This window comes from Roseibium limicola, from assembly GCF_017313085.1.
GTDB lineage: Bacteria > Pseudomonadota > Alphaproteobacteria > Rhizobiales > Stappiaceae > Roseibium > Roseibium limicola.
This window is the reverse complement of sequence record NZ_JAFLNF010000001.1, coordinates 445,901-468,305: the sequence shown is the minus strand read 5'-3', so window position 1 is coordinate 468,305 and position 22,405 is coordinate 445,901. Positions and strand designations below refer to the sequence as shown.

15 protein-coding genes are annotated in these 22,405 nt (G+C 56.2%); 4 read left to right on the top strand and 11 right to left on the bottom strand.

The genetic code is table 11. The features are described 5' to 3' along the window. The first annotated feature begins 2 nt into the window (after nt 1-2). Nucleotides 3-1,211: a mandelate racemase/muconate lactonizing enzyme family protein gene (locus J0X15_RS02025; protein ID WP_206937820.1), complete on the top strand. Its 1,209-nt coding sequence runs from the start codon at nt 3-5 to the stop codon at nt 1,209-1,211. Nucleotides 1,212-1,228: 17 nt separating this feature from the next. Further along, nucleotides 1,229-2,659 carry an aldehyde dehydrogenase family protein gene (locus J0X15_RS02020; RefSeq protein ID WP_206937819.1) on the top strand — a complete coding sequence of 477 codons (1,431 nt, stop codon included), beginning with the start codon at nt 1,229-1,231 and terminating at the stop codon, nt 2,657-2,659. Between the two features lie 131 nt (nt 2,660-2,790). On the opposite strand, the gene J0X15_RS02015 is transcribed toward J0X15_RS02020, so the two are convergent. The 7 genes from J0X15_RS02015 to J0X15_RS01985 form a co-directional block, all read right to left on the bottom strand. Continuing rightward, nucleotides 2,791-4,419 (bottom strand): dihydroxyacetone kinase subunit DhaK, encoded by a 1,629-nt coding sequence (locus tag J0X15_RS02015; RefSeq protein ID WP_206937817.1) that lies wholly within the window; start codon nt 4,417-4,419, stop codon nt 2,791-2,793. Between the two features lie 11 nt (nt 4,420-4,430). Further along, nucleotides 4,431-5,426: an ABC transporter ATP-binding protein gene (locus J0X15_RS02010; protein ID WP_206937815.1), complete on the bottom strand. Its 996-nt coding sequence runs from the start codon at nt 5,424-5,426 to the stop codon at nt 4,431-4,433. Continuing rightward, complete coding sequence (locus tag J0X15_RS02005; protein ID WP_206937813.1) at nt 5,419-6,516, bottom strand: ABC transporter ATP-binding protein; 1,098 nt, start codon at nt 6,514-6,516, stop codon at nt 5,419-5,421. The genes J0X15_RS02010 and J0X15_RS02005 overlap by 8 nt, the downstream gene beginning before the upstream one ends. A 3-nt stretch (nt 6,517-6,519) precedes the next feature. After that, complete coding sequence (locus tag J0X15_RS02000) at nt 6,520-6,708, bottom strand: hypothetical protein (protein ID WP_206937811.1); 189 nt, start codon at nt 6,706-6,708, stop codon at nt 6,520-6,522. Continuing rightward, nucleotides 6,705-7,640 (bottom strand): carbohydrate ABC transporter permease, encoded by a 936-nt coding sequence (locus J0X15_RS01995; RefSeq protein ID WP_206937809.1) that lies wholly within the window; start codon nt 7,638-7,640, stop codon nt 6,705-6,707. The genes J0X15_RS02000 and J0X15_RS01995 overlap by 4 nt, the downstream gene beginning before the upstream one ends. Beyond that, nucleotides 7,637-8,584, bottom strand: coding sequence for a carbohydrate ABC transporter permease (locus J0X15_RS01990; protein WP_206937808.1), 948 nt, complete (start codon nt 8,582-8,584; stop codon nt 7,637-7,639). Before J0X15_RS01990 ends, J0X15_RS01995 begins: the two co-directional genes overlap by 4 nt. Nucleotides 8,585-8,665: 81 nt before the next feature. Beyond that, nucleotides 8,666-9,970: an ABC transporter substrate-binding protein gene (locus J0X15_RS01985; protein WP_209015037.1), complete on the bottom strand. Its 1,305-nt coding sequence runs from the start codon at nt 9,968-9,970 to the stop codon at nt 8,666-8,668. A gap of 220 nt (nt 9,971-10,190) precedes the next feature. Here J0X15_RS01985 and J0X15_RS01980 point away from each other — a divergent pair, with 220 nt between their 5' ends. Then, complete coding sequence (locus J0X15_RS01980; protein WP_206937806.1) at nt 10,191-11,252, top strand: LacI family DNA-binding transcriptional regulator; 1,062 nt, start codon at nt 10,191-10,193, stop codon at nt 11,250-11,252. 17 nt (nt 11,253-11,269) lie between these two features. Here the strand turns inward: J0X15_RS01980 and J0X15_RS20255 are convergent, their stop codons facing one another. Together J0X15_RS20255 and J0X15_RS01970 are read right to left on the bottom strand one after the other, a co-directional pair. Next, entirely contained in the window at nt 11,270-12,040 is a 771-nt protein-coding gene (locus J0X15_RS20255) for a calcium-binding protein (RefSeq protein WP_269439373.1), read from the bottom strand. A 155-nt stretch (nt 12,041-12,195) separates the two neighbouring features. After that, entirely contained in the window at nt 12,196-16,329 is a 4,134-nt protein-coding gene (locus J0X15_RS01970; protein ID WP_206937805.1) for a hypothetical protein, read from the bottom strand. Between the two features lie 632 nt (nt 16,330-16,961). Between J0X15_RS01970 and J0X15_RS01965 the strand changes: the two genes are divergently transcribed. Continuing rightward, a complete protein-coding gene (locus tag J0X15_RS01965) occupies nt 16,962-18,446 on the top strand; it encodes a M10 family metallopeptidase C-terminal domain-containing protein (RefSeq protein WP_206937804.1) in 1,485 nt (494 codons plus the stop codon). Between the two features lie 171 nt (nt 18,447-18,617). Here J0X15_RS01965 and J0X15_RS01960 read toward each other — a convergent pair whose 3' ends face one another. Then, complete coding sequence (locus J0X15_RS01960; protein ID WP_206937803.1) at nt 18,618-20,051, bottom strand: hypothetical protein; 1,434 nt, start codon at nt 20,049-20,051, stop codon at nt 18,618-18,620. Continuing rightward, entirely contained in the window at nt 20,048-22,333 is a 2,286-nt protein-coding gene (locus J0X15_RS01955) for a polysaccharide deacetylase family protein (protein ID WP_206937802.1), read from the bottom strand. The genes J0X15_RS01960 and J0X15_RS01955 overlap by 4 nt, the downstream gene beginning before the upstream one ends. Between the last annotated feature and the right edge of the window lie 72 nt (nt 22,334-22,405).

Here is a 22,405-nt window from a genome sequence, read left to right as displayed (position 1 = left end):
CCATGCGTTTGGACAAAATCGAAACTTTCGTGGTGGGCAACCCGCCGCCGCGCCATGGGGGGCAGTACTTTATCTTCCTGCGCCTGACGACAGCCTGCGGGATCACCGGGGTGGGAGAGATCTACAATGCCACCTTTGGCCCGGATCTTTGTGCGGCAATGGCGGTCGACGTCTTTACTCGGCAGTTCGAGGGGAACGATCCGCACCATATCGAGCGGATGTGGCGGCAGACCTATGGCGCCGGGTTCACCCAGCGGCCGGATGTTACCGTGATGGGGGTGCTCAGCGGGCTGGAGATGGCTTGCTGGGATATCATAGGCAAGGCTGCGGACAAGCCTGTCTATGAACTGCTTGGCGGCAAGGTTCACGAGCGACTGCGCAGCTACACCTATCTCTACCCTCAGGCAGGTGACGTCTATCCGGACCCGGCCCAGCCGAATGTCTACAATGATCCGGACATGGCGGCCGAAGTTGCTTTGCAGGCTGTCGAGAAGGGCTTTACAGCGGTCAAGTTCGATCCGGCCGGGCCCTATTCGATCTATGATGGGCACCAGCCGCGCCTGGAGGACCTGGAACGCGGTGAGCAATTCTGCAAGAGGATCCGGGAAGCGGTTGGGACCCGCGCGGATTTGCTGTTCGGCACCCATGGTCAGTTCACGGTTTCCGGCGCCAAGCGCATGGCGCGGCGTCTGGAGAAATATGATCCGCTCTGGTTCGAGGAGCCGACCACCCCCGAAAACCCGCAGGATATGGCGGAGATCGCCCGCTTCACCTCGATCCCGGTTGCGACCGGCGAGCGGCTTTGTACCAAGCATGAGTTTGCCCGCGTTCTGGAGGCCGGTGGAGCGTCGATCCTGCAGATGAACCTGGGACGTGTCGGCGGTCTTCTGGAAGCCAAGAAGATTGCCGGAATGGCCGAAACGCGACAGGCGCAGATTGCTCCCCACCTTTACTGTGGGCCAGTGGTTGCGGCTGCGAATATCCAGATTGGCACCTGCTGCCCGAATTTTTTGATCCTCGAAAGCATAGGCACCTTCGAGGGTCCCTATATGTCAGTGGTCAAGAGTTCGTTCCGTTGGGAAGACGGGTATGTCATTCCGCCTGTGATTCCGGGGCTGGGCATTGAACTGGATGATGAAGCCATCTCGAAAAACCCGTATACCGGCACGGAGCTGCACCTCTCCATGGCGCAAACTCCTGTCGTTCAGTGACATCAAGAAGGAAAAGCATGTTCACGCTCAACAAATTTTACATCGACGGCGCCTGGGTCGACCCGAGTGCGACGGAAACCATGCCGGTGATGAACCCTGCGAGCAATTCGCAGATTGGCGTTCTGTCCCTCGGTAATGGGGATGACGTCAACGCAGCTGTAGCAGCTGCAAAAAAGGCTTTTGAGAGCTTTTCCAAGACATCGAAAGCCGAGCGACTCGAGCTGTTAAAGCGGCTTCTGGCAGTTTCCAAGGCGCGTCAGGAAGATCTCGCTCAGGCCATCACGACGGAAATGGGCGCGCCGATTTCCATGTCGCGTGCGTCGCAGGCCGACTGTGCTGTCGGGCATCTCAAAGGCTTCATTGCAGCTCTTGAAAGCTCGGAAGAGCGTGAGACGCTTGCCAATGGCGATATCCTGTCGCGCGAGCCAATTGGCGTTTGCGGTCTGATCACACCATGGAACTGGCCGATCAACCAGATCGCGCTGAAGGTCATTCCTGCCCTGGCGACCGGCTCCACCTGCGTTTTGAAGCCATCAGAGCACACGCCGCTATCGGCGCAGATCTATGCCGAAATGGTGCATGAAGCGGGCTATCCGGCTGGGGTGTTCAACCTCGTCTTCGGCGACGGTCCGACCGTTGGCTCTGCCTTGTCGCGTCACAAGGACGTTGCGATGATGTCCTTCACCGGTTCGACCCGCGCAGGCATTCTGGTAACCAAGGATGCTGCTGATACCGTCAAACGCGTCACTCTGGAGTTGGGCGGCAAGTCGCCGAACCTGGTCTTTGCCGATTGTGATCTGGAAACCCGTGTGGCGGAGAGCATTGCAGAGTGTTTTCACAACTCTGGCCAGTCCTGCAACGCGCCGACGCGCATGCTGGTGGAAAGCAGCTGCTACGACAAAGTTCTGGAAATTGCTGCCGAAGCCGGAAAGGCTCAAGCGGTTGGTGAACCAACGCAGATCGGCGACCACATTGGACCGCTGTTCGATCAGATCCAGTATGACCGGGTTCAAAAGTTGATCCAGGTTGGCATCGACGAAGGGGCGAAGGTTCTGGTTGGCGGGCTCGGCAAGCCGGAAGGTTTGGAAGATGGCTGGTACGTGAAGCCGACTATCTTTGCTGACGTAACCAACGAGATGCGCATTGCGCGCGAGGAAATCTTCGGCCCCGTCCTGGTAATCATTCCGTTTGATACGGAAGAAGAGGGCATTCGTCTGGCGAATGACACCGATTATGGTCTTGCAGCCTACCTGCAGACCGGCAGTCTCGAGCGTGCGGAGCGGGTTGCGAGCCAGTTGCGAGCCGGGGGCATTCACATCAATGGGCAGGATGCCGGCTATGGCTCGCCGTTTGGTGGCTACAAGCAGTCCGGCAACGGGCGCGAAGGCGGCAGGTTCGGTCTTGAGGACTTTCAGGAGCTGAAGGTCCGGGCGCCGATCAAGCTGTAAGCTGTCATCCGGCCCGGAAGATATTCTCCGGGCCAAACAGAACAATTAGCCTGACCGGGAGCGCGTATTTGTTGCCCTCCCGGTCAGGGATACGGCGTCAGGCCAAAGTCCGAAAATCTTCGCTGCAGAGCCTATTTCCCGTAGCTTGCCAGATGCTCAAATAGGCGTGCGACCGCTTCCGCTCCCGGGTCATTGTGGCCGACCAGTTGATCGGCATTGAGATAGGAAGCGCGACCGGCATTGGCCCGAGACAAAGTTGCAGTGTGATCAGCGCCCTTACGAGCAGCGGCAGCTGCTACCGCCATTCCCTGATCCAGTGTTTCCAATGCCGGATGAAGCGCATCGACCATTGTTCGGTCGCCTAGATTTGCGCCGCCGATTTGCTGCATACGCTCCAGTCCTGCCATCAGCGCATCGCGCATGGGCAAGCCGGATGAGGATGCATCGCCAGCCGCCGCAAAGAAAATCGCCAGCAACACCCCGGACGAGCCGCCCATGGTCTGGCTCAGCTCCTGACCGATGGCCCGGTAGAGCTGTGTCGCATCGGATAGTGGCAAGGTCTCCATGGCGTCGATGAGCGCCCGCGAGGCATTGGCCAGAGTTGATCCGGTGTCGCCATCACCAGACTTTGCGTCGAGCGCGTTCAGGTCGGTTTCTGCGGCAATCAGCACTTCGCAACAGGAAGTCAGGAAGGCACGGGTCGGCTCGTGGGGCGAAGGCATGGCTCGGATCGGAGCAAGGCCATCTGGTAGCGGAAGAATGTTTGGCTGCTTGAGTTCCGTGCAAACCGGCCAAGCCCCAACGCTGGTCGGTGCCTTCAGCAGGTCAAGATCGTCCTTGTCGACTTCCAGCAATGAAACTGAGAACCCGTGCATGTCCAGCGAGGTCATTAGCGAAGCCGGGCCGACGAGCCAGTTGATGCGGTCGCCAATCGTGGACCGGGTGAGTTCATTGGCAAGAACGCACATTTCGAGAACAGAAGCAGCTCCAAGGTTGTTCAGCAGCGCCACGTGCGGTTTGTCAGAAATATGCGACTTGAGCTTGTCGACAACGGCGGCCATGGCCTGTCTGGCACTATCAATGGAAACCTGTTCAAAGCCGGCTTCGCCATGGATTCCGAGCCCGAGTTCAGCCTTGCCTTCTGGGATCCGGTGCTCCTTGGGTGAGCCGGGAACAGTGCAGGTGTCCAGCGACATGCCGATGCTGCTGGTCTTGTCGATGATCTTTTCTGCAGCGGCTGTGACTGTTTCCAGGTCCGATCCGCTTTCGGCAACCGCACCGGCAACCTTGTGAACGAACAGGGTTCCGGCAACACCGCGTGCCTGCGGTACATCGGGCAGCGCCACGTCATCATCGACCACGACCATCGAAACCTGGTGACCGAAGGCGCGGGCGCGTTCTGCCGCCAGCCCGAAGTTCAGGCGATCGCCTGTGTAATTCTTGACGATCAGCAAGCAGCCTGCTGGTCCCGTGACAGCCAGTATGGCGGCAAGGACGGCATCAACCGATGGCGAGGCGAAGACATCGCCACAGACAGCGGCGGTCAGCATTCCCGCTCCGACAAAGCCTGCGTGTGCCGGCTCGTGGCCGGATCCGCCGCCGGAGATTAAAGCTACCTTGGACTTGGTCCAGTCGGACCGGACGACCACCCGGATATGCGGATACCCGTCCAGTCGGGACAAGGCGCCTCCGGCTGCTGCAATCGTGCCGTCGATCGCTTCCGTGACGAGGTTTTCTTTTCGGTTCATGAAGTGTGTCATGGGGCCCTCCCTCAGGCGAGTCTTGCGCCGGAGGCGTCAAAATAAAGGGGGTTGTTGGGTCTGATGGGCAGCCGGTCGCCGCGCTGCAATTCGGTGTGGGGGTCGGTCACGGTGATGAGATCATGCCCCTTGTAATCGAGATGTAGCCGGGTCTGGTCACCCAGGTGTTCGACTCGGTTGACGGTGCTATCCTCGCCTTCCCCTTGCAGGATGTGCTCGGGTCGCAGGCCAATCGATCTGGCAGCTGTCGGGGCTCCGCCGAAAAGGTCGGCTGGAACGACGTTTATCCGCGGCTGGCCAAGACGGCTGGCGGCATAGATGCTGACCGGATCCTCATAGATCTGGCGTGGGGTTCCAAACTGGACCAGACGGCCATGGTCCAGAACTCCGACATGGGTTGCCATGGTCATGGCTTCCACTTGGTCGTGAGTGACGTAGATCAATGTGGCGCCGGAGTTCGCCTGGATGTTCTTGAGTTCAATACGCAGGTCGGACCGCAGTTTCGCATCCAGAGAGCTCAAGGGCTCATCCATCAGATAGACTGACGGATTGCGGACCAGGGCCCGGCCAATGGACACCCGTTGCATTTCACCACCCGAAAGAGCTGTCGCCTTGTTGTCCAGCTTGTGCGAGATCTGCAGGATCTCAGCGACCTCGTTGACCTTCCGGTCAATCTCGGCCTGAGGTGTGCGGAGCAAGGGTGACTTCAGCGGAAACTCAAGGTTTTGACGCACATTCATGTGCGGATAGAGCGAGTATTGCTGGAACACCATTGTGACGTCGCGCTGGGCTGGTGTCAGCCCTGCCATTGGTTTCCCGCCGATATAGACATCGCCATTATCCGGCGTATCGAGGCCGGAGACCATCCGCAGGATGGTGGTCTTGCCAGCGCCGGTTGGCCCCAGCAAAACGACAAAAGAGCCATCGGGAACGGTCAGGTCGATGTTGTCGAGTGCGGCAGTGGTGCCGAACATCTTGGAAAGGCCGGAGAGCCTGACTTCAGCCATTTTGCAAGGTCTCCTTGTTTGCGGTCGATAGAAGAGCGCGGCCGGAGGTGGCGTCGAACAGGCTGAGTTTGCGGGCATCAAGTTCGATGCCGACGGTCTCGCCGACGGTGGCGGGGTCAGCTGAGGAAATACGCGCTTTCAGTGACCCGTTCGCGGTTGCCAACGTGATGATCTGGGTGGTCCCAAGATATTCTTTGGCGAGAATTTCGCCGCGATAGGGGGCAGCATCGCTGAGTTTGACGTGCTCGGGCCGAACGCCCAGCGAAAGTTTGCCTTGGTGGCTTTGAAGCTGCTCGGGAACAGTGAAGTCCGCGTTGCCAAGACAAACACCGGTCGCGCCCCTTTCAACCGTGCCATCGAAGTCGAGAAAATTCATTGGCGGTGAGCCAATGAACTGGGCGACGAACTTGGTTGCCGGCCAGTCATATATCTTTTGAGGTACACCAAACTGCTCGACGACGCCGTGGTTCATCACGACGATCTTGTCGCCCATTTGCATGGCTTCCAGCTGATCGTGGGTAACATAGACGGTGGTGGCGCCCATGCGGTCGTGCAGGGCGCGCAGTTCTTCCGCCATATGCTCGCGAAACTCCGCATCGAGAGCCCCCAACGGCTCATCCATGAAAAAGGCCTTCGGTTCGCGGACGATGGCGCGGCCAAGCGCAACCCTCTGCCGGTCACCGCCGGAAAGCCCGCCGACCGGGCGGTCAAGAAGCTCCTCGATCTTCAGGATCTTTACGACCTCGGCGACTTTCTCGCGAACCTTGGCCCGGGGCGTCCCCTGACTGATCAACGGATAGCTGATGTTCTTGCGGACATTCATATGCGGATAGAGGGCGAACATCTGGAAGACAAAGGCAATATCGCGCTGGCTGGCCGGCTTCTGCCCGACTTCCTCGTTGTCGATGTAAATCTGGCCGCCCGTTGGTAGCTCCAGACCGGCCATCATCCGCAGTGTCGTGGTCTTGCCGCAGCCAGAGGGGCCGAGCAGCATGAAGAACTCGCCGTCCTCGATTGTGAATGTCGAGGACTGGACCGCGGTGAAAGCTCCGAATTCCTTGCGCAGATTGTCAATTCTGATCTGGGCCATCGGCTACTCCGGAAAATGGCTGACGACGATGAACATCACCGTGCCGACAAGCGTGACAAGAAACGAGTAGCTGTAGAGCCACAAAGCGAAGGGCTGCATCAGCATGAAGACGCCAAGGGCAATCAGCAGTGTTGCCACCATCTCCCAGGGGCCACGGCGCAGACGGGTGAGGTCGTGAAGGATGGTTTTCATTTGCGCACAGCTCCGAATGTGATCCCGCGGAGCAGATGCTTGCGCAGCAGAACAGTGAAGACCATGACCGGCACGAGGAACAGGGTCGCACCGGCGGCAACTGCCGGCCAATCCTTGCCGACGCCGATGATGGTCGGAATGAAGGGCGGTGCCGTTTGTGCCGTTCCGGAGGTGAGCAGAACCGCGAAGGCATACTCATTCCATGAGAAGATCAGGCAGAAGATCGCGGTGGAGGCAATGCCTGTCGCCGCCTGAGGCAGGACCACCTTGTAGAACGCCTGAAAGCGAGTGTAGCCGTCGATGAGGGCCGCTTCCTCATACTCTATGGGGATCTCGTCGATGAAGCCTTTCAGCAACCAGACGGAAAGCGACAGGTTGACGGCCGTGTAGAGCAGGATCATGCCCAGATGGGTGTCGGACAGGCCGAGTTGCCGGAACATCAGGAAGATCGGTATGGCGACGGCAATCGGGGGCATCATTCTGGTCGACAGGATGAAGAACATCAGATCATCCTTCAGCGGCACTCGGAAACGGGAGAATCCATAGGCTGCCAGTGTGCCGAGGAAAATCGACAGGAAGGTAGAGCCAAAGCCGATGATGACGGAGTTCAGGAAACGCTCGCCATAGCGGCTCGGGCCGGAGATCACCATGCCGTATTGCCGGACAATCCGGTCATACCAGGTCTGGGGCGCACCGGCTTCAGACAGTGCCTCCGGTGACAGTCGGGTGCGCGTGGTGAACAGGTTCACATAGCCTTCCAGCGTCGGCTCAAAAACGACTTTCGGTGGATAGGCGATAGCATCGGAGGGCGACTTGAAGCCGGTAGCGATGATCCAGAGCAGCGGCAGGATGGTCAGGAGCGCATAGCCGATGACCAGGATCCCGGCGAACCACTTTTGACGGCTGGTCGGTTGGGTTACAGAAAAACTCATCTTTCCTTCACCTTGTTCAGGGCCTTGACGTAGATCGATGCGAGCCCGAAGACGGTCACGAACAGGATGACGGCATAGGCGCTGGCATAGCCGGTGCGCCACTTCTCAAAGGCTTCGCGCTTGAGGTTGATAGACGTCAGTTCCGTGACGCTTCCAGGGCCGCCACCGGTCAGCTGGACCACGAGGTCGAACATCTTGAAGTTCTCGATGCCGCGAAACAGCACGGCCAGCATCAGGAAGGGCAGGGCCATTGGGATGGTGATGGTCCAGAATTGCCGCCATTTGCTTGCCCGGTCACATTCCGCCGCCTCATAAATACTGTCGGGAATGGACCGCAAGCCCGCCAGGCAGATCAGCATGACGAAGGGCGTCCACATCCAGGTGTCGACGATGACGATCGCCCAGGGCGCAAGCGCCACATCGCCGATCATTGAAAAGGATGAAGGATCGGCGCCGGTCAGGAAGCCGACGAAGTAATTGAAAAGGCCGATCTGCGGCTGGTACAGGAAGGTCCAGAAGTTGCCGACGACGGCGGGGCTGAGCATCATCGGCAGCACGATAATCGTCGTCCAGAGGTCGTTGCCCTTGAACTTTTTGTTGATCAGATAGGCCAGGGTAAAGCCGATGAGGACCTGCAGCACCAGCGTCCATATGACGAAATGCGCGGTCGCCTGCATGGCGTTCCAGATGTCGGGGTCCGTGAGGATCCTCTCGTAGTTGCGCAGTCCCACCCACGACACCTCAGCCGTGGTGCGATTGGCGCGGTAGTTCGTCAGGCTGAGCCGGATCGTCCAGATCAGCGGAAAGATATTGATCGCCAGCAACAGAAATATTGTCGGGGCGACGAAGATCCAGCCTACCGCGCGGTCGCTCAACCCCTTGATCGCGCGCGCTGGGGGGCGCCGCGAAGCAGCGGACGTGCGGGCAGTCGTTTCATCGGTCATGGTTTTTGTCCGAAAGCGTCATTCTGAGGGTCCGGACGCGACCGCCGACAAGGCGGCCACGCCCGGAGGAGGGCTGGCAGGTCAGAGCTTGCCGTCATCCTCGAAGGTTTCGGTCCAGTCTCTCACCAAGCCATCGAGGGCTTCCTTCGCCGTGCCATTGCCGGCAACCACATAGTCGTGGAAGCGGCGCTGGGTGTCCTGCAGCAGGATGGCGTAGCTCGGCTCAGCCCAAAAGTCCTTCACCACCGCCATGGAGTCGAGGAAGGTCTGCGCATAGGGCTGGCTTTGGGGGAAGTCGGGTGCCAGGGTGACGGACTTCAGGCAGGAAAACCCGCCCATTTCCCACCACTTGGCCTGGACCTCCGGCTTGGCGAACCACTTGATGTACTCAAGCGCTGCATCCTGCTTTTCGGAGTAGGACACGACCGAGATACCCTGTCCGCCGAGCTGTGCGAACTGGTCGCCATTTGGGCCTTTCGGGTTGACGAAGTAACCGGTCTTGCCGTTGCCGACGTTGGCATCATTCTCGAAACCGGGCCAGGTGAAGGCGAAGTTCATCTGCATGGCGACCTGGCCGGACTTGAAGGCGTCGATGCCTTCGCTCATGTAGCCGTTGGACGATCCCGGAGGGGTGCAGCAGTCGTAGAGCTCCTTGTAGTACTCCAGCCCGGCGACGGCGCCTTCAGAGTTGACAAAGCCTTCCATGTCATAGGCTTGCTCCGGGTTTTCATACAGAAAGCCATAGCTGTAGAGCACGTCCATCGCGCCCATCGTGATGCCTTCAGAACCGCGCTCGGTATAGATCGAGGCGCCGTAGACCGTGGTGCCGTCAATGTCGCGACCCTGGAAGAATTCGGCGATGTCCTTGAGCTCGGCAAAGGTCTCCGGGGCGTCCAGGTCCCGGCCGTATTTTTCCTGGAATTCGGCCTGTAGTTCCGGCCGCTCGAACCAGTCCTTGCGGTAGGTCCAGCCGACCACGTCGCCGAAGGCGGGCAGGGCCCAATAGTTCGGGGTGTTCTTTGGCCATTCCGAGTAGCCGGCAACCGTGGCATCGATGAAATCGCTCATCTTGATGTCTTCGGCTTCAAAGAAGTCGTTCAGCTTGACATAGTGGCCATTTTCCGCTGATCCGCCGATCCACTGACTGTCGCCGATCATCAGATCGCACAGCTTGCCGCCGGAGTTCAGCTCGTTGAGCATGCGGTCGGCAAAGTTTGGCCATGGCACGAATTCGAAGTTCATCGAATGGCCCGACTGAGCCTCGAAGTCCTTGCTGAGTTCCACCAGCGCATTGGCCGGATCCCAGGACGCCCAGCACAGGGTCAAGTCATCGGCCTCGGCATTTGTGGCAAGGCCGGAGAGCAGCAAGGCACAGGTGCCCGCCATCAGAAAATGTCTGGAATGCATAATTTCAATCCTCCCAAAAACAGATCGCTCCTGCCCTCCTCGACAGGATGTCTCCGTTGGCATCAGCCTAAATGAGACACGTGCCTCAAAACAAGTAAAATTTGATGCACGTGTCTCATTTTGTGCTATTCACTGAGTCAAGGCCTCTGATCAGAGGCGATGTGCAGATTGGATTGCGAAGATTTAAGTGTCTGACGTCATGAAGAAAATCCCCCCACTTTCAGCCGAATTTCACGGGCTGAGGCCAACGACCAAAGACCTGGCGAAATTTGCCGGTGTCAGTCGTGCCACGGTGGATCGCGTGTTGAATGGCCGCGAGGGCGTCAAGCAGAAGACCATCGACAAGGTCAATCAGGCGATCCAGGAGCTGGGTTTCGAGCGTAATCTTTCGGCGGCCAATCTGGCCAAGAACAAGAGCTATCGCTTCATCTTCGTCCTGCCGCGCTCGGGAGACCTGTTTCTGCGGGAGATCGTCCGTCACATTGGCGAGGCGGAAAGCCTGCTGGTCAATGACAGCATGGCGATCCAGGTGACGCATTTAGACGAGAACGACCCGCACCGCATTGCCGACTATCTGGGCGAGTTGACGCCGAAGACTGTCGATGGTGTTGCCATCATGGCACCGGAAACACCCCAGGTACGTGACGCCATTCTGCGGCTGCATGAGCGCGGTGTGCGGGCTCTTTCGTTCATATCCAATCAGACAAGGACTGGCGACAATTGGGTCGGTATCGACAATGAGGCGGCGGGCGCGACCGCTGCCACACTGCTCGGCAGGTTCGTACAGGGCTCGAAAGGCAACGTGCTTGTGGTCTCGGAGACCATGAAGTCCCGCGATAGTCTGGAGCGGCGTCACGGGTTCGACCGGGTGCTCAACGAGGCGTTTCCGCATCTGCACGCGCTGCCGTCGCTGGAGACCTATGGGTCGGAAGAACGGGCGGCGGCCATCCTCCGCGAAACTGTAAGCCGGCAGGACATCGTCGCCACCTATATCCTGTCATCGGAGGCGCGAGCGCCGCTGACGGTGCTGCGCGGGCTGGATCAGGGGAGGGGGAGAGCGATGGTGACCATTGCTCATGAGCGCACGCCTTATACGGAAGAAGCGCTTCGGGCAGGGCACCTGGACGCGGTGATTGCCCAGGATCCCGGCCACCTGGCCCGCAGTGCCATTCGCAAACTGCGCGCCATGACAGACCAGCGCCGAACGCTGATCTCCCAGGAAAAAATCCGCATCGAAGTGCTTCTTGCGACGAACCTGTAAGGCGCGTCCGCAAGGGCCTAGCTGAGCGGGTCGGGGAAGAACTCTGCAGAGCTCAGGTCGGTCACGCCAACCAGGGTCAAATGCGAGCCATCGGCGAAGTCGATCAGCAGGTTGCCATCCTCGTTTTTCAGCTCTGCGACTGCCTGCAGTTCCTCAATGGTGTCGATGCCGAAGGCTTTCAGCATCAGGATATCATCGGCAAGAGTGAAGTCCTGCACGACGTCGCTGCCAAAGCCAGGCTCGAAGACGAAAATGTCCTTGCCCAGGCCACCAGTCAGGCTGTCATCGCCTGCAAGACCGGCCAGAACATCGTCACCGGCGCCGCCCTGCAGGTCATCTGCCTGATCTGTGCCAAGCAGTTGTAGAGGGGCGTCAGTGGGGGGCAATGCGTCCTTGCCAGCCTCTGAGGCAGAGGTCGTATTGATCGGAGAACGCCCTTCGGAAAATCCGTACACAAAGAAGTGCTGGAACGCCGGCAGACCCTCGTCCACCACATCGGTGTTGACGCTGAGGTAATACGCGGCATCGAAGTTCTCGGTCGGAATGCGGCCCTCCGAAAGGCCGTATTGCAGAAAATGCTCGAAAGGATCGACGCCAGCCTCCGCCACATCCGGATTGGACGCAAGGTAGTAGGAGGTGTCGAAGAACGGATGAGGATCGAGCCCTGCCGCTTGGCCGACTTCAACAAAATGCTGAAGAGGAGACATGCCGGAGGAGGCAACCTGAGGGTTGCTGCCCAGATAGAAGTCGGCATCAAAATACGACTGCAAAACTGTACTATATGACATTAGTAGCCCCGCCACATTGCTACTCGGTTAAGAAACGCTAACCTTAAAAGAGTATTAACATTCCCTAAGGTGAGAGCTCAACCGGAAGTTGGCAACGTGGTTAATGCGGGGAACCATGTACAGAAGGGCGTCCACGGGACGCCCTTCTGTTTAGCCTAGGCGACTGCGCCGTCGTAGAAGTAGTCATCGGTGGAGACACCGGATATCTGAAGATTGTCAAAGAGATATGACTCATTTGTTCCATGGTTCAGACTGTTGAATATGACGGTCTCAATCACTTCATCGGCTTCTGTGTAGTCACCTTCGTAAGTGTACAATTCATCGCCATTGATAAACCACGTCTCTTTCCCTTCTTCGAGTGAGAATGTCAGGTTGTTCCAGCCCTCGAGATCGACCTGGACATACTCTTCCCAACCAAACTCAGAGTTCCAGAATCTGAAGAGGCCACTATCGGCGTTGATGTCGAACTCAGTTGCTATAGTACTATTCTCATTAAGCAGTTTCGTTACAGCGTCTGGATCGAGGTATTCAGCGATTGGCCAATGGCTGAAGGTTGTGTTGCCACCTGCACCATCGTCATATTCACCTTTCAGAGTTAGCCAAACACCGGTTTGTTGGACGGCGCTATCTCCGGCCCAAGTGGGATCGATATAGAAGTCAACTGAGAGCTTCGAACTCTCTGCAGCATTGACCCAATGGTCGCCATCGTCGCTTTTAATTTTGACGCCCTGGTAACGATAGAATGACTCTTGCGTTCCTGCGCCGTTGACAGTGAAATTGATAACCTGATTTGTCGCATCTTCCGGGTCAATATCCGTTGTATAGGACAGGGGCTCGGTACGGTCCTGTACCCAAGTTACTTCGCCGACACCAATTCCATCCTGGAGATCGACCAAGAGGAAATCTTCCGGAAGTGAGAATATATGATCATCCTTGGGGTCATCGTTTCCGCGACCGAAAACAAGCGTTTCGATACCAGTCAGAGTGTCTGTGCCATTTGGGCTATCGATTCGCGTATCTTCGATAGTGAAGCTGCCATCGGGGAGCTCAGTGAACTTATAGTCCTGGATGGAGCCATCGTAGTAAGCAGTGTCAATTCCCTCGCCGCCGATCAAAATGTCATCTCCGGCACCGCCTTCAAACTCATCGTCACCGGCGAGACCGGTAAAGGTGTCGCTGTTGTCGCTTCCAAAGAAGTAATCGGAGAATTCTGTTCCGCTTATGTTGATTGGTTCAGATGGACTTGTAAGGAAGTTCGGTGCCCACACAAGGCCGTCGCCGTCGTTGACTTCATCAACGTTGATAATCTGATTATCACCGAGCGTTAGCGGTCTGCTATCGAAATCACCTCCGACATAGATGGGGTTGTCAAATCCATCTATGAAATTGCCAGAGATCTCCCCACCACTGTTTTGCCCACCGTAAGAGTAAACTATGACCCCATAGGACTTGGTGGTCAGATCTTCAGAGTTGGTTCCGACGATAGTGTTGTCGGAGATCGAAAGATCACTATTTTCATACGCAAGAATTGACGAAGATGCCCAATTTCCGGTTCCTGCATAGCCAACTTCGGTTACATCGTTGCCGCTAATGCTTCCGGTCGAATTGGTAACCTGAAACCCGTTCTGGGCGATAATCGTCTGCGCGCCGCCGCCGACGATGGTGACACCCGAAACTGCCAAATTGGTGAAACTGAAGACGGTAGCATTCTTCTGGAAGTCGGAAATTGATCCACCTTCCATCGAGAAATCCAGAAGGCTGGTGTTATCGACCTGTACACCGACGCCACGCTGATTGCCTTTGACAACGTCTTTTCCGCCGAGCGTTTTCCCGCCAGTGTAGGCATCTCGAACGCCGGTAACATCTACGTTCTCGAGGCCGCCAGAAGATTCTTGATAGTAGACGCCGATGAAGTTCGCACGGTTCCCAGTTACGTTGTCGACCGTATCCCCTGCGCCTGCGCCATCTACCTCGATTCCCGAAAATGTTATGTTTTCTGAGTTCAGGACAGTAACGACCGCGTTGATGCTGCGGCCCGAAGACGAGACTGCAGTCTCGGTAAGATCGGCTGAAGCTTGGATCTTGACGTCAGCGCCAGCTGCCGCAGTGATGTGCAAGTTGGACTTGCTGTCAATTTTGAACTGCCCTGTGTAAGTGCCCGATTGGAGAACAATTGTATCTCCGTCTTGAGCGGCATCGATCGCTTCCTGCAGCGTTTGACCATCCTCCACAACGTTATTTACGGATACAGCAATCTCTGAAGCCGTAGAGATATTGCCGGAGCCGTCCGTCGCGGTCACTTCAACTTCGTAGGTGTTGTCTGCGCCTACATCGCGGGGGGTTTCAAAATCAGGTGCCGCGATGAACTCGAGCGCGCCTGTGCCTGTATTGATTGTAAACAGATCTGCGTCTGCTCCACCGGAAATGGCGAAGTTGGCGCCTTCATTTGCTGTGATTGTTGCGACGGTCGTGCTGTTTTCAGCAACGTCGAAGGCCGTCGCGGACGTGATCGTCGGTGCGGTTGTATCTGGCGTTGGTGTTGGCGTCGTCGGATTCTGGTCGCCTTCCGGGGCTTCGTCAGGTGTTCCGTCGCCGTTGACATCACCAACAGTCTGGTCGGCCACCACGTCATCATTGATCGTTCCGTCACCGTCTGAGGTCAGGCCGTCAGATGCAGCCTTGGCGGCTGCGTCCGGGTCGGCGGACCCTGCTGCCTGCTTGATCTGATCCGATGCGGTGCCCTGAACGACCTTCTGGGTCTGGACTATGTTGACCAGGGCATTCTGGATGTCGGTGCCTGTGGCCCCATCGGGAATGCTGTCGAAGGTGTTGCTGATGCCTTTATTCGCAGCAGCTGCAATTGTGGCAGCACTGTCTGCGATCTGGCCGGCCTTGGCGGCGTTCTCAGGAGACAGGCTGCTGGTTGCAGCAGTCTTGATGACTGTCGTCAGGAAGTCGTCGTCAGCGCCGGATGTGGCGCCCAGGTCGATTGGTGAAGAGCTGTTCGAGGCGCCGAGCTTTTCGGCTAGCGCCTTGAAGACGGCGTCGCTGGCGTTCTGGCCACTCACCGTGCCGTCTGTTCCGGTAATCGCCGCAGAGCCCTGGGCAACGATGTTCAAAAGCTTGGAGCTGGCAGCGTAGAGTGCCGCAGCATCCTTGTCCGAGACCTGATCCTTGGTGTTGTCGACGTCACCTTCCGTGGACTCCGCAACGAAATCAATCTTGGTAATATCGGCATCAATGTTGTCCAGGCCGAGAAGCGCCTTGAGTTTCGTCTGAGCATCAGCAAGCTTCTGTGTCGCAGATTTGGTGCTGTCCGTGTCGGCGTCCGCCATCTTCTTGATGACCGTCGTCAGTGGGTTGACCACGGTTGAGCCGGCTGGGGCTTCCATCCTGCCTTCGAAGGCGAGGCCAGTCGCGATATCCGTGCCACCTGTTGCGATAATTGCGCCTTGCGGAGTTCCGTCCGGAAAGACGAAGTTGCCGGCGTCGTCTGTCGTCACGGTCGGCTCATCGGCACTGATGACGCCGTCGCCATTCACGTCAATGCCAACAGTGGCGCCTGCGACCTTGCCGTCGGTGACCGAGCCTGAGGGGGCTGGCGTGGAGGGGGAGGACGGAGCATAAGGCGAAGACAAAGGTGTGCCCGTTGTACTCTGTGCACCACCCCGGCTTTCGTTGAAGCCGAACAGCAACCAATGGTGGTAGCCGGAAGTATAAGCACCGTCCGCAACGGCCGCAGCAACGTCGCCATTGAGGCCGAGGTAGCTTTGTTCATCGAAGCCGGCGGCCACTTCTGCTGCAATCGTCGCATTCGGAGCGCGGGTTTCACTGGCGCCGTACTGCAGGAAATGCGCGAGCGGGTTAAGTCCGGCTTGCGCAACATCCGGGTTGGCCTGCAGGTAGAAGGACGCATCGAAGTAAGCACTCGGGTCGCGCCCTTCCGTTACTCCGTATTCAATCCAGTGTTGCAGCGGATTGACCCCTGCAGCTGCAACGTCCCCGTTGGCACTCAGGTAGAACTGTGCATCGAAGTAAAGGCTCGGGTTGCGACCTTCTACAGCGCCATACGTATTGTAGTGTGTAAAGGGATTGATCCCTGCAGCCGCGACGTCCGGGTTCTCCTGCAGGTAAAAAGAGGTGTCGAAAAGCGGAGCAGGGTCTCTGCCTTCTTTCCAACCGTAAGCGTCGTAGTGTGCTTCTCCGCTGGCAATCAGGCCCTTTTGGACCGCCTCAGCGACGTCAGGATTTTGATTAAGGTAAAAAACTTCATCAAATGCGTATGCCATTTGACTGCTCCCCTACGTAAATTGCCCAGAAAATAGATGCGACCTAAAATTGCGTTCAGCCTCTTCGATAGACCGTAATTTAACGCTTTATCAATACTTTTTAACATTACAAATTACGGTAATTTTTCCGTTGAAACATTTAAGATACTGAAATTATTGAAGAATATTTTCAATTTATTTCCGATAATTGATTCTATTAGGGTTAACCCTAAGGGTGTGCCGCTGTGTTTTTCGCGGCCGTCTCACATTTCCAAGACAATCTAACAGGGTGTGGCTTGAGAGCACTGATCGATTGCGCTGCATGCTGAAGCGTATGCGCACCTTAATAATCATTACCAAGTTATTAGCTTATAATATTCAGATCATTAACATTACTAATTTGTGAATATTAAATCCCGATTTGTAGGTTAATTTCATGTAAATTTGATATTTATTTTGCTTTAATCATAGCCTAATGAAAAGATTTTAAATCTACTTTTGTTCATAACTAATTGAATCCAGCTCTGCATAATGAAATCTAAAGTAGAAACTAAAAATCTACTTAAGAGGCGTTAATTATAGCAGGGGCGAAGGTGGTAGCCTTCGATTGATAACTCATGTGCGGACTTTGTTACGATCCGACTTGCGATGCAGTGAGCCATTTACAGGATACAGGGGTTGAAAGCGCGCTTGGATCAAGTTCCCTCGCGAACAGCTCCCTCAACGAGATCATTACTCAACTCAACCGCGGCAATTCCTCTTGGAATTCAGCCTCGCCGATTACTTTTTCTTTCTACGAAGAATTGCCCAACTACGCGGTAGGCTCACGTGAATATGCTGGATTTGAAGCCTTTAATACCAGTCAGGTTGAATTGGCTCATCTTGCACTCTCAACCTGGAGCGATGTCGCGGATATTACCTTTTGGGAAGTAACTTCGAGTTCCTCCAAGGTGACCTTCGCGAATTCATCGACTTTGGCGGAATACTCTGCCGCCCATGCCTATATGCCGAGTTACGGCTCATGGGGAGGGGATGTCTGGGTCAATAGTGCTCTCGACTACAATATGACGCCTGAGATTGGCGGTTATGGCTTCAAGGTGCTGGTACATGAGATTGGTCATGCGATCGGGCAGCCGCATCCCGGCAGTTATAATGCCGGCTACACACCCTTATCTTATGCGAATAATGCCGCGTATGCAGAAGACAGCCAGCAATACACGATCATGTCCTATTGGGATGAGAGCAACACAGGCGCTGATTTTGACGGCTACAGCCCTCAAACGCCAATGTTGCACGATGTACTTGCCATTCAAGAGAAATACGGCGCTGACATTTCAGTGCGTGTCGGTGATACTGTGTACGGCTTCAACTCCAATACAAACTCTCCGATATTCGACTTCGATCAAAATGGTCATCCAGTCCTGTGTATCTGGGACGCTGGCGGAAATGACACGCTTGATCTTTCGGGGTTTGCGACAAGTTCGATCGTCAACCTCAACGCCGGAGCCTTTTCCAGTGCGGCTGGCATGGTTTCCAACATTTCGATTGCCTATGGCGCCACCATTGAGAACGCCGTGACGGGCGCTGGCGACGACATCATCATCGGAAATGAAGCTTCCAATCGGGTGGATGGCGGCACAGGCATTGACGCCTTCTGCCTTGATCTCCTTGAAAAGGACGCCAAGGCATTTCTGTTTACGGATGGGCGGATCGTTGTTGCGAGCGAACAGGGCGTGGACCAATTGGTGAATATAGAGGTTGTGTCGTTCGTCGATGTTGACCTTTCATTGGGAGGCGCTGAAACGCATTCACTTCTTGAGTACGCCGCCAGTTACGATGATATCGCGGATACATTTGGCACCGACGTAGATCAGATATATCAGCATCTTGTAACCTATGGGATCGACGAAGAGCGCTCCGTCGAATTTTCTGCCATGGACTACATTGCATCTCATCAAGATCTTATCGATGCCTTTGGCGCGGATATTGAGGCGGGGGCGCGTCACTACATCGAGTATGGGCGTTTCGAAGAAAGGGAGACGACGTTTGATTCAGAGGCATATCTTCTGGAACATTCCGAACTTCAAGGTGTTGTTGATGCTGGCTTGAGCTTGGCGCAATACTTTATTGAACATTGAGGTGTTCAGCAGTCTTTTGCGACACAATGCAACGGTTCATCACGTGAATTGCTCTTAATGGTCGCTAACGCATTTTCCATGGTCAATTTCGGGGTGTGCCCGTGCATTTATCTTCGGGCGGGTGGTTCGCACGTGCGTTGATTTCAACGCAAGAGAGCTTTGAAATTGCCCCTATTTGTTCGGGCTTTGTGAGGCTTTGAGGTCTTGCGTTCCGCCCATGTGACGCCAGACGCGGGCGAACTCTTGGGGATCGACGGGCTCGACCTGCTTCGTGTAGGCGATGAGAACGTCCTGAGGGAAGAGGGAGAGGGGGCCGGCGGATTGCATTCGCGCGATCAGATCGGGCAGGGACAGGATATCTTTTGAAAGGTAGAACCAGGCCCTGCGCACCTCGGAGCTCTGCTCCTGCAGATCGACAGCATTCAGGATCTCCCTTGCCCGGTCATGGTCGAGCCTGGAATAGGCAAGTTGGGCCTCTATCAGCGGAAAATAGGTAAGCGTCACATCCGTCAGGTTCGGAGCGATCGCCGATGAAATGTCCCACCTGTCGTTGGCAATTGCATTTTCCAGAAGGGCGACCCAGTCTTCCTGCAGCACGCTTTCCGGCGCCTGGGCGAGCAGGTAATTGGCTGCGGCGTCGATCTCGTTCTGGTTGATCAGGATCGAGACATAGGACCCAATCTCCAGGGAGTTCAGAACATAGCCGCTGGCAATCAATTGCTGTGTCTGTTGCAGCGCGAGCGCGCCGAGCCCGAACTGCGTCAGCGCATAGCCGGTTGACAGAGACAAAACGGGCAGGTGCCGGTAGCTTGCCTCTGCGAAGTTGCGCATTAGATCAGCCCGCCCGGCCGTCAGCAGGCTGTCGGACATGTTGAATAGGGCAGCACGCAGAAGGCTGCTGTCGCGTGAGGTTTCAAGCCAACCGAGAGCCTGTGCCATCGCGGTGTCAGGGGAACCTTCGATGATCATAAGCTTGAAAACTGTGGCTTTGACATCCCAGCTGAGGGTTTCAGTCACCGGTTGATCTGCAAACCTCCGGTAGGCTTCCAGCGCCTCGGCGTTGCGTCGGGATTTTGCCAGCAAGAGGATCAGGCGGCGCAGATTGTCCGCAGAGACATTCGAGGCGTTCATGTGATCGTGCAGGATTTCGACCTCAATGTCCGTTCTGCCAGCCAGGCGGTGATAGGCAACCAGGTCATTGAAGTAAGTCGGTTTGCCGATCTTCTTCAGGCTGTCCTCGAGAAGCGCGAAATAGGCCGCGTGTCGGTCCATGCGCTTGTAAAACTCCAGAAGTTCATCGCGCAGCGTCGGGTCTTTGGGGCGCCCCTCGACGAGAAGGATCAGGGCTGTTTCATAGAGATCCATGTCGCCGAATTGCTTCGCGGTTTTCACGAGATTTGCCAAGAGCGTTGGGTCGCGTGACCCTTGATCATACATGTCCTTCAAAGCGCGATGTGCCGCTGAATACTGCCGGTCGGCAATCAGCATCTCGACCTTTTCCGTTTGGGACGGGATAAGTGCATAGGCCGCAACGATCCCGATCAAACCGGCCAGTCCGAGCAGAACATTCCATTGAGTCCTAGATAGGGTGTGTTTATCCGTCATTCGGTCGTGTCTGCCCCGGTCTCACAGGTGATGGAAACGGTGGCTCCATGCTGGGCTTCTGCGTCGATTGACAGTTTGAGCACTCCTTCATCTGCGACTGAAACGTGGTGCTCCCAGATGCTGCCGCGAACCGGCGTGGCGTGGATGGTATAGTCCCCGGGCGCAAGGCCTTTCCATAGCATGTCGCCTTTGCCGAACCCTTCGGCTGAGAAGCTCAGCCCGCAGGAGCGCAACGGTTCGACGCTTGAGATTTCCCAACGCGCATTATCCAGATAAGGGGCAGGAGGTGGTGTTTCCTTTGGGCGGGTTGGTTTAAGGGCGATGACAGCCGTTGGCTTGGCAGGGTCGACCAAGATGTAGAGCGAACCGTTGGCGCGTGTCTGGCCGATGACCGACTGGCTCTCGCCCCAGTCGATGGTGATATTGTCTGCATCATCGAAGCGGAAGGTGCTCAGTTCGTGATGGTTTTCGACCAACCATTTGAACTTGCCAAGAGGTGTGAGGGACACGTCAAAGAAAGCGTCTGCAATTTTCGCATAGTGGGATGCGGTGATCGGGATGTATTCCCCATAGCGTGCGTCGTCCAAGTGGGACTTGAGGGACTTCAGCGTGCTTTCCCGCTCCACTGCAAACATGTGATAGTAGAGATTGTAGGGCTTTACGCGTCGGGGGGCGCCAGTGTTTTTCACCGTCGCTTTCAAATTGGCGAAGGCGTAGTGGTAGCCGGTCCAGTTCTCCGTATAGGTATTTTCGTTGCTAGCAGCCGTATAGATCTGGCGTTGGTTCCCGACAGTTCGTGAGATCGGGGAGACGTAGAGGAGGGACGGGTTCATCAGATCGAGCCGGGTGTCGCCGCCGTTGAGATTTTCAACGCCTGCGTCGCGCGTTGCCTTGACGGCACTCTCGAAGGGGGATGTATCGCCGCTCCAAAGCACGATTTTGGCTTTTCGGCCTTCTGGAGCGAGGCTCTCGACCAATTTGAGGGACTGTGGAATTTCGCGGTTCAGATCGAAGGGATGACGCATGTAGGCGCGGGGCATTTCACCTGCACCGCCTGCGATGAATTCCGAATAATGTTCGCGCCCGGTCTGGGGCTTCATCACTGGAATGACCCGAGAGACGAGCCTTTCCGGTGCCTTGTCGTCCTTCAGACGCTTGTTTTCATCAATCTTGCCTTGCTCCCTCTTCCGGTCGTACTTCTTGAAGAATGACCAGTAGAATGGGTGGGTATGGGTATGGCTGGCCAATTCGACCTGATCTTTCGCATAGAGTTCGCGAGCAATCTTTCCTGCGACCTTGGCTCCGCCTATTTCCGGGTCAAGATCCCCTGTTACAAGCCCAACGGTGACCGGTAGATCGGGGAAGGGCTCGACGAGCTCCTTCAGCATGATTTCTGCAGCAATCGTTCCCTGGTCACGAAACCGGTCGATGAGGGAGACATTATTCCAGCCGTCCCCATCCACATGGGAGAAAAAGATACGTCGGCCGGTCAGGGTGGTTGTGTCCGGAATTGGGAACTCTGCATCGTCCATCAGCAGATCGACGAGGGCGAACGGGTCAATGATCCATTTGGACAGGTTCAGGTATTCGTCGTAGTAGAAGGCGAAGCCGCTTTGGATGAAAACACCACCAGGATGGCTGGTGTAGAGAGCGGATGTGTACCAGTCGGAACCTATGTTGAAGCGCGCACTTAAATGGACTTCGGTCGCTGCATCGCGCGCGGTCACATGCTCAAAACTCGGCAGAAGTGTTGGCAGAGGACGCTCGAAACCGGTGAGCTCTTTGTCGATGATCTCGTAGTCGGCTGAAAGGGGGCCTGCGTGATAGCGCGGCATCAACTTTATGCCGAGATGGCCGACAAACTCATTGGCGAGGTAGAAGGATTCAAGGGTGTTTGAGAGTCCGATGTCGCCGATGATCAAAAACCTGTAGCCGCGTTCACTGGCATTGATTGCCCATGTAAAATAGCTCTTCGAATCCTCTAATGGCTGTCGGAACCAGGTCAGGATGGCCGCATATTCGCCTTGCTCGAGCTGAGGCAAGCCGGTGCGCACATCGTGAAAGTGAAACTGGTAGCCTTTGTGATTGAAGGGCAGCTCGAGAAAACGATGCGCCATGGTTGCCGTTGGATCGGCCGAGACCTTGCTATCGTAGAGGATCAGGAGCGTGCGGTTGAGCGGAAGTGGAGCCGCACGGCTTGTGCTCACCGCTGCCATTGAGACGCAAAATACGACAAGCAGAACGACAGGAAACCCGAGTTTTAACTGAAACCGACGCTTCATGGTGTTTCCGCTAGAGTTGGCTGTTGAGAAAGCATTTACTGCAATTTTCCGGAGGCGGATCAAACCAAAAGC